Source organism: Blastococcus litoris, assembly GCF_003075095.1.
GTDB lineage: Bacteria > Actinomycetota > Actinomycetes > Mycobacteriales > Geodermatophilaceae > Blastococcus_B > Blastococcus_B litoris.
Genome location: NZ_QCZF01000001.1, coordinates 237,518 through 251,422, shown reverse-complemented (window position 1 = coordinate 251,422; position 13,905 = coordinate 237,518). Strand labels below are relative to the sequence as shown.

The window sequence follows — 13,905 nt, the reverse complement described above, 5'->3', positions numbered from 1 at the left end:
GGGGCCGGCGGCCCGCCGCCGTTCCGGCGCCCGAACACTTCGGCTCCGAAGTGTGTGCTCCCGCACGCCGGGTAGGAGGCCGCCGACGGCCGCTCCGCTGACGCGGCGCATCCAGCAGGAGGAGGTCGCGATGACCCACGAACCGAACATCGTGCACGAGGCCCGGACGATCCGGCGGGCGGTGGTGACCGGGGGCGCCGGCTTCCTGGGGTCGCACCTGTGCGAGCACCTGCTCGAGCGGGGCGTCGAGGTCGTGTGCCTGGACAACTTCCTCACCGGGTCCCCGGAGAACGTGGTGCACCTGATGGAGCACCCCGGCTTCCGGCTGATCCGCTGCGACGTCACCGACTTCGTGCACGTCCCCGGCCCGGTCGACCTGGTGCTGCACTTCGCCTCGCCGGCCAGCCCCATCGACTACCTGAAGATGCCGATCGAGACGCTCAAGGTCGGCAGCCTCGGCACGCTGCACACCCTGGGCCTGGCGCACGAGAAGGGCGCCCGCTACGTGCTGGCGTCGACGTCGGAGGTGTACGGCGACCCGCTGGAGCACCCGCAGCGCGAGGAGTACTGGGGCAACGTCAACCCGATCGGCCCGCGCGGGGTGTACGACGAGGCCAAGCGCTTCAGCGAGGCCATGACCACGGCCTACCGGACGTCGAAGGGCACCGACACCGGCATCGTCCGCATCTTCAACACCTACGGGCCGCGCATGCGCCCGGACGACGGCCGCGCCATCCCCGCCTTCGTCGGGCAGGCGCTGGAGGGGCGGCCGCTGACGGTCGCCGGCGACGGCTCGCAGACGCGGTCGATCTGCTACGTCGACGACACCGTGCGCGGCATCCTGGCGATGGCGTGGTCGGGCCACCCCGGCCCGGTCAACATCGGCAACCCCGACGAGCTGTCGATGCTGCGCCTGGCCCAGTGGATCGCCGAGCTCACCGGGTCGGACTCGCCCGTGGAGTTCATCGACCTCCCCGTGGACGACCCGAAGGTGCGCCGTCCCGACACGACGCGGGCCGAGCAGCTGCTGGGCTGGCGGCCGACGGTCCCGTCCGAGGAGGGCCTGCGGCGCACCGTCGAGTGGTTCGCCGCGCAGCGCGAGGGAGCTGTTCTTCGCGCGGTGTGAGCGACACACCACTCACGGTCCGGCTCCGGCCAACTAGGCTGTGGTTCGCGGACTCGGGGGGGCCGCGTCTCCCCGAGTCGACCACAGAGAGCGAGCATGGGCCGCCACGCCGATCCCACTGCCCCGCGCCGCACCGCGCCCCTTCCCCTCCTCGTCGCCGCCGGCGTCGTCGTCCTGCTGGTCGCCGGCGGGCTGGTCTGGTGGCTGACCGGGTCCGACGGCGGGTGCGACACCCGCGAGACCGTCGCCGTCACGGTGGCCCCGGAGCTGGAGACCGTCACCGAGGAGCTCCTCGCGGACACCATCGAGCTCGACGGCGGGGTGTGCGCCGAGGCCGAGGTGACGGCGCAGGAGCCGCTGCAGACCGTCGGCGACCTCTCCGCGCTGGAGGGCGACGCGCTGCCCGACGTCTGGCTCCCCGACTCCTCGCTGTGGGTCGCGCGGGCCGGCGCCGCGCCCCTGGAGCCCGTCGGCAACTTCGCGTCCTCGCCGGTGGTGCTCGGCACCAGCAGCGAGGCCGTGGAGGCGCTCGGCTGGGCTGCCGCTCCTCCCGGCTGGGGGCAGGCCCTCGCCGGCGAGCAGCCCCTGGCCGTGCCGGACCTGGCGACCAGCGCCGAGGGCCTGGCCGCGCTCGGCGCGGTGCGCACGGCGCTCGGCAGCGACGAGGACGCCGACAACGCCGTCGTGCAGGCGGTGCTCGCCGCCCAGCGCGGGCCGTCGGTCTCCGCCGCGGACGGGCTGGCCGCGGGCGAGGCCGGCGGCGCCGACGCGCCGCTGGTCCCGGTGAGCGAGCACGAGGTCTACGCCACCAACCAGGCGGCCGAGGGTTCGTCCCTGGTGGCGGTGTACCCGACCGAGGGCAGCCCGTCGCTGGACTACCCGATCGTCCAGGTGGGCTCCCCGTCGGACGACGCCGCTGCCGCGGTCGACGCCGTGGTGCGCCGGCTGACCTCCGACACCGCCCGCACGGCGGCGGTGGACGCGGGCTTCCGCGACCGCGACGGCGCCGGGCCCACCGACGCCGCCGACTTCGGCATCCAGCAGGCGGCCCCCGCCGCCCTCGAGCTGGACCCGACCGCGATCCAGGCGCTGCTGTCGCGGCTGTCGAGCCTCGCCTCGCCGTCCCGGATCCTGGCGGTGTTCGACGTGTCGACGTCCATGGAGGCGCCGGTCGGCGACGGGACGCGGGCCACGCTGGCCCGGGACGCCGCCAAGGCGACGCTCTCGCTGGTGCCCGGCGACTACGCCATCGGCCTGTGGGTGTTCGCCTACCAGCTGGAGAACGGCCAGGACTGGGCCGAACTGGTGCCCACCCGCGAACTGGACGCCGATGCCGAGGGCCGCCCGCAGCGCGAGGTGCTCGACACCCAGCTCGACAGCATCCCCGGCCGGCTGACCCCGGGCGGGACGGGGCTGTACGACACCACGCTGGCGGCCGTGCGCGCGGCCCGGGACAACTACGACCCGACGGCGGTCAACAGCGTCCTGGTCGTCACCGACGGCACGAACGAGGACGACGCGGGCGGCATCACGCTGGCGAACCTGATGATCCAGCTGGCCGCCGAGGCGAACCCCGAGCGGCCGATCAAGGTGATCGGCGTGGCGCTCGGACCGGACGCCGACCTCGCCGCCCTGCAGCAGATCGCCGACGCCACCGACGGTGCGGCGTACTCCGCCGTCGACCCGGCGGACCTGCAGACGGTGCTGTTCGACGCCCTGCGCCAGCGCGGCTGAGTCCCTCTCGGCACGCTCGTGCTCTGCCCACTCCTGTGGGCAGAGCACACGCGTCGCGGACCTACTTCTCCGGCAGTGCGTCCAGCGCCCCCGTGACCTCGTCGACGGTGACCTCCGCCAGGGCGGGGTCGAGCCCGGTGCCCCACGGGTCGCCGGTCCCGTCCCCGTGCCAGAGGACCACGTGCTGGGCACGCGGCGGCGGACCCCACAGCGCCGGCGAGACCGGCCCGAAGAGCACCACCGACGGACGGCGGTAGGCGCTGGCCAGGTGCGCGACGCCGGTGTCCCCGCAGACCACCAGCCGGGCGGCGGCGACGACGGCGGCCAGCTCGAGCGACGTCGTCCGCCCGGCGAGCACCGCCTCCGGTCCCAGCCCTGCGGACCGGGCCACCTCGGCGGCCAGCTCGACCTCGCTCGGCCCGCCGGTGATGCGGACGTCGTGCCCGCGCTCGGCGAGGTGGCGGGCGACGGCGGCGAACCGGTCGGGCGGCCACCGGCGCCCGGGGAAGGCAGCGCCCGGGTGGACGACGGAGGCACCGGTCACCGGCGGGGGGACGGCCGGCACGGCCAGGTCGAGCGCGTCCGGGTCGGCGTCCACGCCGAGGCCTTCGGAGACCAGTCGGCACCAGCGCCGCACCTCGTGCTCGTCGGCGTACCAGGTGGGGCCCGGGTAGCCGGGGCTGTCGAAGGTCAGCAGCCGCCGCGGGTGCAGGTCGGCGACGACCACGTGCGACGCCGGTCCCTTGCCGTGGAGGTCCACCGCGAGCTCGGGCGGCGGCCCGGTCCAGTCGAGCGGCTCGAGCTCGCGGGCGGGCAGCACCTCGTCGACGGCGTCGATCAGCTCGGCCAGCGGCCGCAACGCCTCGGTGGTGGCCAGCACCAGCCGGTGGTCGGGGACCGCCGCCCGGACCGCGCGGATCGCCGGCACCCCGGTGAGCAGGTCCCCCAGTCCCAGCGGCCGCAGCACCAACGCGGACGGGGCTTCCTGTACAGGCGGTCCCATCACACCCGGGAGCGCTCGACCAGCGCCGTCGTGGAGTGCCCGTCGAGGTAGGGCAGGACGACGGCCTGGCCGCCCCACGTGCGCAGCACCGCGGCCTCGGGCAGGTCCGCGCCCGCGTAGTCCCCGCCCTTCGCCCAGACGTCGGGGCGCAGCCGGTCGAGCACCTCGGCGGGGGTGTCCTCGTCGAACACCACGACGGCGTCGACGAACTCCAGCGCCTCCAGCACCCGTGCCCGGTCGGTCGCGGTGACCAGCGGCCGCGTCGGGCCCTTCAGCCGGCGCACCGACTCGTCGGAGTTGATGCAGACGACCAGGCAGTCACCGAGCCCGCGCGCCGCCCGCAGCGTCGCGACGTGCCCCGGGTGCAGCAGGTCGAAGCACCCGCCGGTCGCCACGACGGTGCCCCCGGCGGCACGGACCCGCGCGATCACGCCGTCGGCACCCGGCTCGGCGACCACGTTCCCCTCGGCGGGCTCTGCACGGTCCCAGGCCGACGCCCCGCCGCCGGCCACGAATGCTCCGGCGAACGCGACGGCGGCCGACACCGCCTCGCCGGTCACGGCGCCGTCGGCCAGCGCGATCGTCGCGGCGGCCGCGAACGAGTCGCCGGCCCCGCACGGGTCGCCGCCGGTCACCGGGACCGCCGGCACGACCATCGGCGCACCCGAGCCGTAGGAGAGCAGCGCCCCGCGCGCGCCCATCGTCACGGCCACGGCGCCCACGCCCCAGGTGGCGATCAGCGCCTCGGCGCGGGCGCCGACGGCCGCGAGCCCCTCGCCCGCGACCTCGGGCACCACGCGCGCGGCCTCGGCCGCGTTCGGCGTCACCAGCCGGGCGGTGGGCACGGGGTCGGCGCCGCGCGGGTGCGGGTCCCAGACCACCGGCCCCCGGGCGGCGGCCAGCGCGGCCCGCACGTCGGCCGCGGCGGTGGTCCCCCGCCCGTAGTCGGCGACCAGCACGGCGGCCGCGTCGCGGATGAGTGCGGCGGCCTCGTCGGGCAGCGGGCCGAGCGTCGCGGTGGGCGCGCCGCTGTCCAGGCGGACGACGGAGTGGTCGCCCACCCGCACCCGCTGCTTGACCGCGGTCCCGCCGCTCGACGGGATGCCGACCAGCCGCACCCGGCCCTCCAGCAGCTCGCGCAGCCGCCGGGCCCCGTCGTCGGTGTCGATCGGCGCCACGAGCACGACCTCGCGGGTGGTGGCCGACGCGGCGATGACGGCGGCCAGCGCGGCACCGCCGGGGCGCTCGCGCGTATCGACGTCCTCGACGACGGGCACGGGTGCGTCCGGGGTGAGCCGGGACGCCGTCCCCACCAAGTCGACGTCGAGCAGCGCGTCGCCGACGACGACGAGCGGTGGCTTCACGACGCGCTCCCGAACGACGGGCCGGCGGGCACGCGCGAGGGCTCGGCGAGCACCGCGGCGTCGAAGGCCGCGCAGATCAGGTGCAGCGCCACCAGGTGGCACTCCTGCACGGTCGCCGTCCAGGGCGACTCGATGCACACCGCGTCGTCGGCGGCGGCCGCCAGCGGGTTGGGCGCGGGACCGGTCAGCGCGAGCACCGTGATCCCGCACTCCCGGGCCCGCCGGGCGGCGGCCACGGCATTGGGCGAGCGACCCGACGTCGACAGGAGGATCAGCACGTCACCCCCGCGGCCGTGCGCCTCGACCTGCCGGGCGAAGAGCTCGTCGGCCGGGTAGTCGTTCGCGATCGCGGTCAGCGACGACGTCTCCGCGGTGAGGCAGATCGCCGAGAACGGCGGCCGGTCGGCGCGGTAGCGGCCCACCAGCTCCGCCGTGAGGTGCTGGGCCTGGGCGGCGCTGCCCCCGTTCCCGGCGGCCAGCAGCCGACCGCGGCTCTCCCCGCACAGCACTCCCGCGAGCTCGCGGCCCCAGCGGTCGAGGGCGTCGAGCTGCCCGTCCAGCGAGGTCAGGGCCGCCTGCAGGGAGCGCACGTGGTCGGCCCCGGTGAGGTGGGTGCACGTGTCGGGCGACGCGACGACGTTCTCGAAGAAGGAGTGCGGGGTGACGCTCATCGGGCGACCTCCACGGGACGGCGGCGGGCGAGCACCTGCCGGTAGACGGTTTCGGTGTCCGCGACGACACGGCTCCAGCGGTAGCGGTCGCGCGCCCGGCGGACGCCTGCGGCGCCGTACGCGGCCCGCCGTTCGTCGTCGGCGAGCAGGGCGGCGAGCACCTCGCCGAGGCGCTCCGGATCGCGCGGCGGCACGAGGTCGCCGGTGACGCCGTCGGCCACGGAGTCCTGCAGCCCGCCGACGGCGGTGGCGACGACGGGACGCCCGCACGCCATGGCCTCCAGCGGGGTGATGCCGAACGGCTCGTACCAGGGGACGGCGAGGACGACGTCGGCCGAGCGGATCCAGCCGGGGACGTCGGACCGGGCGACGGCGCCGGTGAACACCAGCCGGTCGGCCACCCCTGCGTCGGCGGCCACGGCCCGCAGCCGCTGCACCTCGGGGTCGGCGGCCAGCCGGTCGGTCGGCGGGCCGCCCACGACGACGAGCTCGGCGTCGGGCACCGCGCGCAGCGCCCGCACCGCGTCGTCCTGGCCCTTGCGCTCGACCAGCCGGCCGAGGACGAGCAGCCGCGTGCGCTCCCCGCGGGGCGCCACCGGTCCCCGGGGCGTGAACACCGAGGTGTCGACGCCGCAGGGCACGATCGAGACGCGGTCGCTGGGCAGTCCGAGCCGGCGCAGCTCGAACACCTCGTCGGAGCAGGTGGCGACCACGTGGCTCACGTCGCGGCACAACCCGCGCTCGAGGTCGATCCGCTCGGCCGGCGAGGTGTCGGCGTCGCCCTGGTGGCGCCGCTTCACCGAGCCGAGGGCGTGGAAGGTCTGCAGCACCGGCACCGGGGAGAGCAGGCTCGCCGACGCCTCGACCGACGCCAGGCCGCTCATCCAGAAGTGCGCGTGGACGACATCGGGCCGCGCGGCCGCCCAGCCGTGCCGCAGCACCCGCGCGAAGGCGGGCATGTGCTGGAGCAGCTCGTCCTTGGGCAGCTGCTCGGGCGGGCCGGCGGTCACGTGGACGACGTTGTAGCCGTCCTGCACGACCACCCGTTCCGGCAGCGCGGCGTCGTCGCGGCGGGTGTGCACGGTGACCTCGTGCCCGCGCGCGGCGAGCCCGGCCGCCAGCGCGGCCACGTGCACGTTCTGCCCGCCGGCGTCCACGCCGCCGATGGCCGCGAGCGGGCTCGCGTGCTCGCTGACCAGGTCGATCCTCATCGGGTCACCTCCTCGAGTAGCGCATCCCAATCGCGGAGGAACCGGGGAAGCCCGTACCGCTCCAGCGCGGCGGCGCGTGCCGCCTTGCCGGCCAGCCGGGCGGCGTCCTCGTCGTGCAGGTACGTGCGGACGGCCTCCCACAGCCGTTCGGGCCGGGTCGAGAGCACGCCGGCGTCGGCCGGCACCGCCTCGACGGCCTCGGTGGTGGCCAGCGCGACCACGGGCAGGCCCAGGTGCATCGCCTCGAGCAGCGACAAGCCCAGCGACGTCCATCGCACCGGGTGCACGTAGACGCGGCGCCGCGCGAGCTCGGCGTGCATCGCCGCCTGCGGCGGGTCGTCGAACAGGCCCACGCGGGAGGGGTCGAGGCCGTACCTCTCGTGCAGGCCGGACAGCCCCATGCCGAAGACGTCGACCGGCGCGACCTCGGCCAGCCCGGGCAGCAGGTCGGCACCGACGGTGCGGCCGCGGCGGACCGGCTCGTTGGTGACCACGGCCGCCCGCGCCAGCTCGCCGGTGTAGCGCTCCCCCGGGTCGACGATGCCGTGCTCGATGACCGTCGTCGGCGCGCGGCCGTTGTCGTAGAAGAGCCGGTTGAAGTGGGTGACGTGCGCGATCGGGATGTCGGTGCGGTCGGCCAGCGGGTGCCGGGTGTGCGGCACCGGCCCGTCGTCGGGCTCCAGCCCGGGCGCGTTGTGCTCCAGAAAGACGGCGGGCAGGTCGCGGCCGGGCTCGCGGCCCAGCCACTCGCGCACGAGCTCGAGGTCGCGGGTCCGCTGCAGGACGACGACGTCGACGTCCTCCTCGCGCAGCTGCTCCGGCGTCACCTCGCGGGCGGACGCCGGCCAGTCCCAGGTGCGGGCCCGGCCCAGCCCGTCGGGCCCCCGCTCGGCCGTCACCGGGATCAGGTACTCGTGGGAGCCCTCGACGAACGCCGTCGTCCAGGAGCCGTGCACGTGCCAGACGAGCACCTTCATGAGCGGACCTTCACGTCGTCACCAGCTTCTCCACCGCGGTGACCACGTCGTCCGCTGTCACCGAGGTCAGGCAGGGGTGGCCGGGCACCGGGCACTCGCGGGCCCGGGTGTCGCGGCAGGGGGCGGTCTGGTCGCCGAGCAGCACGGCCGGGACGCCGTAGGGCGCCCAGCGCACGGCCGGGACGACCGGCGCGAACAGGGAGACGACGGGCGTCCCGACGGCGGCGGCGAGGTGCGCCGGCCCGGTGTTGCCGACGACGACGGCCGCGGCGCCGTCGAGCAGCGCGGCCATCTCGGGCAGCGAGGTGGCGCCGCCGAGGTCGAGTCCGGCCGACCCGGCGACAGCGGCGGTGAGCTCCCGCTCCCCCGGACCGCCGGTGACCAGCACCCGGTGCCCCGCGGCGGCCAGCGCCTCGACGGCCTCCGCACACCGCTGCGCCGGCCAGGCCCGCGCGGGCACCGACGCCCCGGGGTGCACGACGACGTAGCCGGGCTCGTGCCGGGGAGTGGGCAGCGGGCGCCGCACGGCCAGCCGGCCGTCGTCCCCGTCGAGCAGCTCGAACCCGGCCGCGCGCGCGAGCGACAGCGCCCGCTCGGGTTCGGGCAGGTCCTCGTCCACGCGGTGGCGGACGTCGAGCAGCGATCCGGGGTAGTCGACGCTGATCGCCGAGATCCGCGGGACCCCGGCGGCGCGCAGGAGCATCGCCAGCGGCAGCGGGGTCTGGTGGAAGGAGGTGCTGATCAGCGCCTCGTCGGGGGCCAGCGCGCGGATGCGTTCGGTGAGCCCCGCGAGGTCCGTGGCGTCGACGGGAGGGGGGTCGCCGAGGATCCACGGGCAGGCCCAGGTCCAGACCTCGTCCACCCCGGGCAGCAGCCGGGCGGCCTCCGCCCCGGCGGGCCCGGCCAGCAGCACCACCCGGTCGGCGCCGGCGGCGACCGCGCGGACCATCGGGCCCTGCAGCAGCACGTCCCCGGCGTTGTCCAGCCGGGCGACCAGCACCGTGCGGGTCACCATCTCCCCGCCAGCACGTCGTCGACCGCCGCCGTCAGCGTGCCCGCGCGACGGCCGGCGGCGGCGACCTCCTCGCGGCGGGTGACCGGCGTCGGCACCATGATTCCGACGGCGCCGGCGGCCGCCGCGGCCTCGACGTCGGCACCGATGTCGCCGATGACGACGCAGCGCGCGGGATCCACGTCCAGCTCGGCGCAGGCGGCCTTCACCATGCCCGGCGCGGGCTTGCGGCAGGCGCAGCCGTCGTCGGGGCCGTGCGGGCAGCACTGCACCGTGTCGAAGGGGCCGAGCAGCTCCTCGAGTCGGGTCATGCAGGCGTCGACCTGCTCGCGGGTGATCAGCCCGCGGGCGACGCCGGACTGGTTGCTGACCACGCCGACGCGCACGCCGCGGGCGCGCAGCCGGTCCAGCGCCTCCTCCGCCCCGTCGACCGGGCGCACCCGATCGGGGTCGCCGTTGTAGGGGACGTCGTGGACGAGCGTGCCGTCGCGGTCGAACAGGACCAGGTCGGGCAGCCCGCGCCAGGCGGGGACGCCGCGGTGCCGGACCACGCCCTTCAGCCAGTGCCACGTCGCCAGCGGCGGGATGGCGGCGCTGGTGAGCGCCATGGTGGTGACTTCGTCGCGGGTGCGCGGGCCGGGTGCGATCCGCGCCCAGGCGAACTCGGCGGTGCCCGCGAGCCAGGCCACCGCCGCCAGTGCCGCCGCGCGCGGGCGGCGGGCCGCGGCGAGGCCGACCGCGGCCAGGGCGGCGGCGGTGACCGCGGTGTGCTGCGGACGGCGGCCGAGCGCGGCGTCGGCCCGCTCGCGCCAGTCCGGTCCGTGCAGGCGCCGCATGAGGACGTCGTCGGCGTTGCCGGCCTGCACGCGCACGCTGGTCCAGCGGTCGGTGGGCCGCACCGGGTGGGTGATCCAGCGCTCGCCGCGCACCAGCCGCGCGCCGGTGTCCATCACGCGCAGCGCCAGGTCGGAGTCCTCGCGGAAGGCGCGGGGGAACCGCTCGTCGAAGCCGCCCACCGCGGCCAGCGCGGCGCGGCGGTAGGCCAGGTCGGCGGTGATCCAGCTGCTGGTCGCAAGGCCGGCCGTGCCGCGCTCCCAGTCGGTGGGCCGACGGTCCTCCGGCAGCGGCACGCGGACGCGGCCCTGGCTGCCCGCGACGTCGGCCGGCAGCGCGGCGAGGTCCTGCTCCAGGCGCTCGAACCAGTCGGGGTCGGGGACGACGTCGTCGTCGAGGAAGGCGATCCACTCCGTGCGGGCCGTCCGCCAGCCGAGGTTGCGGGCCCGCGCGGGGCCCCCGCCGCCGGTGCGCACGACGCGCACGGGCGGGAGACCGGGCCGCTCGGGCCGCAGCGGAGCTCCCGAGGGACGGTCGTCGACCAGGATCAGCTCGGCCGGCCGCGGGCCCCGTGCGGCGGCGAGGGCGTCGAGCAGCACGTCGAGCGACGGCCGTCCGATGGTGGGGACGACGACGCTGGTGCTCGCGATCGCCGACGACATGGACGAGCCGGTGCCCGATCTTGTTCCGGTGAAACACTACGGGCTTGAAGCTTCCCGGCCCGTCGCCGTCCGTCGGCCGGGAGGACTCCTCAGCGTCGGGTGCGCGTGGCCGCGGACACCCTCGCGAGGGCGTCGGTGACCAGCGAGGCGTCGTCCCCGAGCAGGGCGAGCAGGTGCGCCACGAGGTCGTCGTGCGTGCCCGCCGCCTGGACGACGCGCTGCCGCCCGGCCGGGGTGAGCCGGGCGTGGAGCAGGCGGCGGTCCTCGCCGCCGCGCTCGCGCAGCACCAGCCCCTGCGCGACCAGCCGGTTCACCGTGCTGGTGACGCCCGCGCGGGAGAGCCCGACCGCCTCGGCCAGCTGGCCCATGCTGGTGCGCTCGCCCGGTGACTCGGTCAGCCGCCGCAGCACCTCGAACCCGGTCAGCGAGAGGTCGTGCTGGGTGTGCAGGGCGGAGTCCACCCGGTGGGAGATGCGGTCGTGCACCTGGACGATGCGCAGCCAGGTCTCGGCCGGCCGCGGCGCCGCCCCCGGCACCGCCCCGGCATCCCGGGGAACTCCGCGCGCGAGCGCGTCCTCGGGGCGGGGCACGCCACCATCGTCGCCGATGCCGGCCTCAGGCGCTCCGCGGGAGGGCGTGTCGCCGGGCGGCGCGCCGGTCACCGGCGACCGAGACCAGCCCGGAGACGCTGCCCACCAGCGCGATGGCCGCGGCGGTCAGCGGGACGAGGTCGGCCCAGCCCTCGGAGGCCACGACGCGCTCGGAGCCGGCGATGCGCAGCTCCACGTCGGCGACGACGGCCGAGTCGGCGCCGACCAGGTCGACCGTCGTCCGGCCGGCCGCGGCGCCGTCGGGGATGCGGATGTCGGCGGAGACCGTGCCGTCGGAGCCGGCGGTGGCCCTGCCGAGGACCTCGCCGCCCTCGTGCAGCTGGATGGTGACCTCCTCCCCCGGCAGGAAGCCGCTGGCCTCGACGGTGACCGTCTCGCCGGGGCTCACCGCGCGCGTGGGCGGCGTGGCCGCACCCTCGGCGGGCACGGGGACGGCCGGGTCGGTCGTCCGCGGCACCCCGGTGGGAGCCGGCGCCGGGGACGTCGAACCGGTGGTCGGCGCCGCCCCGGTGCTGGGGCTGCCCGGCGTGCCGGAGGCGCTGCCCGAGGGGGACGCCGACGTCGGGGGGGCCGGGTCGGGGTCGGTCGGCTGGGCGACGGCGGCGCAGTCCTCCCGGGTGGGGCGGGTGAAGCTGTACTCCTCGAGCTCGTCGACGTACGTCGTGCCGGAGCCGTCGCCGGCGGTGAACTCCAGCCGGCCGTCGATGGTCTCGCCCCAGGCGACGTCGCCGCTGCGCAGGACCACGGTCTGACCGGGCTGCAGCCGGGCCTCGTCCTCGCCGGCCGGGGTGCGGGTGGTCGCGAGGCGGACGGTGTAGGGCAGCGTCCCGGCCACGACCTCGACCACCAGACCACCGGGCCTGCAGCTCGGGCCGTGGGTCACGCGGGCGTCGGGGCGGGTCGGGTCGTCGATGGCGGCGGCCGGCGCGGCGGCGGCGAGAGCGGCGCCGAGGAGTGCGACGAGGAAACCGGTGAGCAGACCTGCGGAGGCGACCGGTCGAGCGAGGCGGGGCGTCGGGCGCTGGTCGACGACGGGCCGCAGAGTGGTGGTGATACGTGCTCCCCCAAGCGTGGTGCAACTTCGCAGCGACTATGACGGAAGTGACGCTTCGTTGCTAGCCCGTTACGGACGCGTCGGGCGTGTCGTGCGGCGTGTCGGGAACTTTCCCGGTGCGGCGGTCGCCCGCCGCCGGTGAGAGACCGGTCACTACGGTGTCCGCGTGGATGAAGCAGGCGCCGGCCGCCGTCGGCAGAACGAGGTCTACCGGGCCGGCGTGTACGGCCACACCCCGCGCGTGCCGGTGGCGGCCCGCAAGCTGCAGCAGGCCGCGAAGAAGGCGCTGAACCCCCGGGCCTACGCCTACGTCGCGGGCGGCGCCGGCGACGAGGTCACCCAGCGCGCCAACCGGGCGGCGTTCGACACGTGGGCGGTCGTGCCCCGGGTGCTGCGCGACGTGAGCAGCCGCGACACCTCGGTCGAGATCTTCGGCCGGCGGATCCCCGCACCGGTGCTGCTCGGGCCGGTGGGCGCCCTCGAGCTGGTGCACGACGAGGCCGACCGCGCCGTCGCACGCGCGGCCGCGGCCACCGGCGTCCCGATGGTGTTCTCCAACCAGGGGTCCTTCTCCATGGAGGAGTGCGCCGCTGTCATGGGCGACTCCCCCCGCTGGTTCCAGCTCTACTGGTCGACGTCGGACGAGCTGGTGGAGAGCCTGGTCGGGCGGGCCGCGAAAGCCGGCTGCGACGCGATCGTCGTCACCCTGGACACCACGATGCTGGGCTGGCGTCCGCGCGACCTGGACCTGGGCCACCTGCCCTTCGCCCTCGGCAAGGGCATCGCGCAGTACACCTCCGACCCGGTGTTCCGCCGGCTGGTCGAGGAGAAGGTCGCCGCCGGCGGACCCAGGCAGCCGCAGCCGCGGCCGACGCCGGCCGCGGTCAAGGCGCTGGTGAGCATGGCCAAGGCGTGGCCCGGGTCCTTCCGCGACAACCTGAGGTCGCCGCTCCCCCGGGCCGCCGTCGAGACCTTCCTCGGCATCTACTCCCGGCCCTCCATCACCTGGGACGACCTGGCCTGGCTGCGGTCGAAGACGCGGCTGCCGATCCTGCTCAAGGGCGTCCTGCACCCCGACGACGCCCGGCGCGCGCTCGACGAGGGCGTGGACGGCCTGGTGGTCAGCACCCACGGCGGCCGGCAGGTCGACCGCTCGATCTCCGCGCTCGACGCGCTGCCGGAGGTGCTCGGCGCCGTCGCCGGCCGCGCGCCGGTGCTCCTGGACAGCGGGGTCCGCACCGGCGGCGACGTCTTCACGGCCGTCGCGCTGGGGGCGACGGCGGTCCTGCTGGGCCGGCCGTTCGCGTGGGGGCTCGCGCTCGGCGGCGAGGAGGGCGTGAAGCAGGTGATCTCCGACGTCCTCGGCGAGTTCGACCTGACGCTGGGGCTCACCGGGCACACCGCCGTCGACCAGCTCTCCCCGGACGTCCTGCGCCGCGTCGGCTGACTCCCGTCCCGGCTCTCGGTACCGAGAGCCGTCGCGGCGGGCGACTGCGTGGTCCACGCGCGCACGCACTCCGCGCCGCGGACGGTGGGACACGCCGGGCGCGACACTCCGGACCCGGGTTGACGGATCGTTGTGGCGCAGCTCACAGTTGTCGCGGGGCGGGAGAGCCGGCAATCGAGTGGCCACCCACTGCTGGGTG

General features: G+C 76.4%; 12 protein-coding genes. 3 read left to right on the top strand and 9 right to left on the bottom strand.

Features of this window, described 5'->3' with window-relative positions:
• The first annotated feature begins 130 nt into the window (after nucleotides 1-130).
• Together DCS98_RS01210 and DCS98_RS01205 are read left to right on the top strand one after the other, a co-directional pair.
• On the top strand, nucleotides 131-1,126 hold the full coding sequence (locus DCS98_RS01210; protein ID WP_116449529.1) for a UDP-glucuronic acid decarboxylase family protein: 996 nt from the start codon (nucleotides 131-133) through the stop codon (nucleotides 1,124-1,126).
• 96 nt (nucleotides 1,127-1,222) lie between these two features.
• Entirely contained in the window at nucleotides 1,223-2,860 is a 1,638-nt protein-coding gene (locus DCS98_RS01205) for a vWA domain-containing protein (RefSeq protein ID WP_116449528.1), read from the top strand.
• A gap of 61 nt (nucleotides 2,861-2,921) precedes the next feature.
• Here DCS98_RS01205 and DCS98_RS01200 read toward each other — a convergent pair whose 3' ends face one another.
• The 9 genes from DCS98_RS01200 to DCS98_RS01160 all read right to left on the bottom strand — a co-directional run bounded on the left by DCS98_RS01200 (nucleotide 2,922) and on the right by DCS98_RS01160 (nucleotide 12,052).
• Nucleotides 2,922-3,827, bottom strand: coding sequence for a glycosyltransferase family 9 protein (locus DCS98_RS01200; RefSeq protein ID WP_241036996.1), 906 nt, complete (start codon nucleotides 3,825-3,827; stop codon nucleotides 2,922-2,924).
• A 35-nt stretch (nucleotides 3,828-3,862) separates the two neighbouring features.
• Nucleotides 3,863-5,227, bottom strand: coding sequence for a D-glycero-beta-D-manno-heptose 1-phosphate adenylyltransferase (gene rfaE2, locus DCS98_RS01195; RefSeq protein ID WP_116449526.1), 1,365 nt, complete (start codon nucleotides 5,225-5,227; stop codon nucleotides 3,863-3,865).
• The gene (locus tag DCS98_RS01190) at nucleotides 5,224-5,898 is read right to left on the bottom strand and encodes a D-sedoheptulose-7-phosphate isomerase (protein WP_116449525.1); all 675 of its coding nucleotides are present in this window, start codon (nucleotides 5,896-5,898) and stop codon (nucleotides 5,224-5,226) included. The genes rfaE2 and DCS98_RS01190 overlap by 4 nt, the downstream gene beginning before the upstream one ends.
• A complete protein-coding gene (locus tag DCS98_RS01185) occupies nucleotides 5,895-7,109 on the bottom strand; it encodes a glycosyltransferase (RefSeq protein WP_116449524.1) in 1,215 nt (404 codons plus the stop codon). The genes DCS98_RS01190 and DCS98_RS01185 overlap by 4 nt, the downstream gene beginning before the upstream one ends.
• Complete coding sequence (locus DCS98_RS01180) at nucleotides 7,106-8,086, bottom strand: glycosyltransferase (RefSeq protein WP_116449523.1); 981 nt, start codon at nucleotides 8,084-8,086, stop codon at nucleotides 7,106-7,108. The genes DCS98_RS01185 and DCS98_RS01180 overlap by 4 nt, the downstream gene beginning before the upstream one ends.
• A gap of 10 nt (nucleotides 8,087-8,096) precedes the next feature.
• Nucleotides 8,097-9,101: a glycosyltransferase family 9 protein gene (locus DCS98_RS01175; RefSeq protein WP_116449522.1), complete on the bottom strand. Its 1,005-nt coding sequence runs from the start codon at nucleotides 9,099-9,101 to the stop codon at nucleotides 8,097-8,099.
• Nucleotides 9,095-10,594 (bottom strand): HAD-IIIA family hydrolase, encoded by a 1,500-nt coding sequence (locus tag DCS98_RS01170; RefSeq protein WP_116449521.1) that lies wholly within the window; start codon nucleotides 10,592-10,594, stop codon nucleotides 9,095-9,097. The genes DCS98_RS01175 and DCS98_RS01170 overlap by 7 nt, the downstream gene beginning before the upstream one ends.
• An 89-nt stretch (nucleotides 10,595-10,683) precedes the next feature.
• On the bottom strand, nucleotides 10,684-11,184 hold the full coding sequence (locus DCS98_RS01165; protein ID WP_116450095.1) for a MarR family winged helix-turn-helix transcriptional regulator: 501 nt from the start codon (nucleotides 11,182-11,184) through the stop codon (nucleotides 10,684-10,686).
• Nucleotides 11,185-11,209: 25 nt separating this feature from the next.
• Complete coding sequence (locus tag DCS98_RS01160) at nucleotides 11,210-12,052, bottom strand: hypothetical protein (protein WP_116449520.1); 843 nt, start codon at nucleotides 12,050-12,052, stop codon at nucleotides 11,210-11,212.
• Between the two features lie 373 nt (nucleotides 12,053-12,425).
• Here DCS98_RS01160 and DCS98_RS01155 point away from each other — a divergent pair, with 373 nt between their 5' ends.
• Nucleotides 12,426-13,706, top strand: a complete 1,281-nt coding sequence (locus tag DCS98_RS01155; RefSeq protein ID WP_116449519.1) for an alpha-hydroxy-acid oxidizing protein — start codon at nucleotides 12,426-12,428, stop codon at nucleotides 13,704-13,706.
• Nucleotides 13,707-13,905 lie beyond the last annotated feature (199 nt).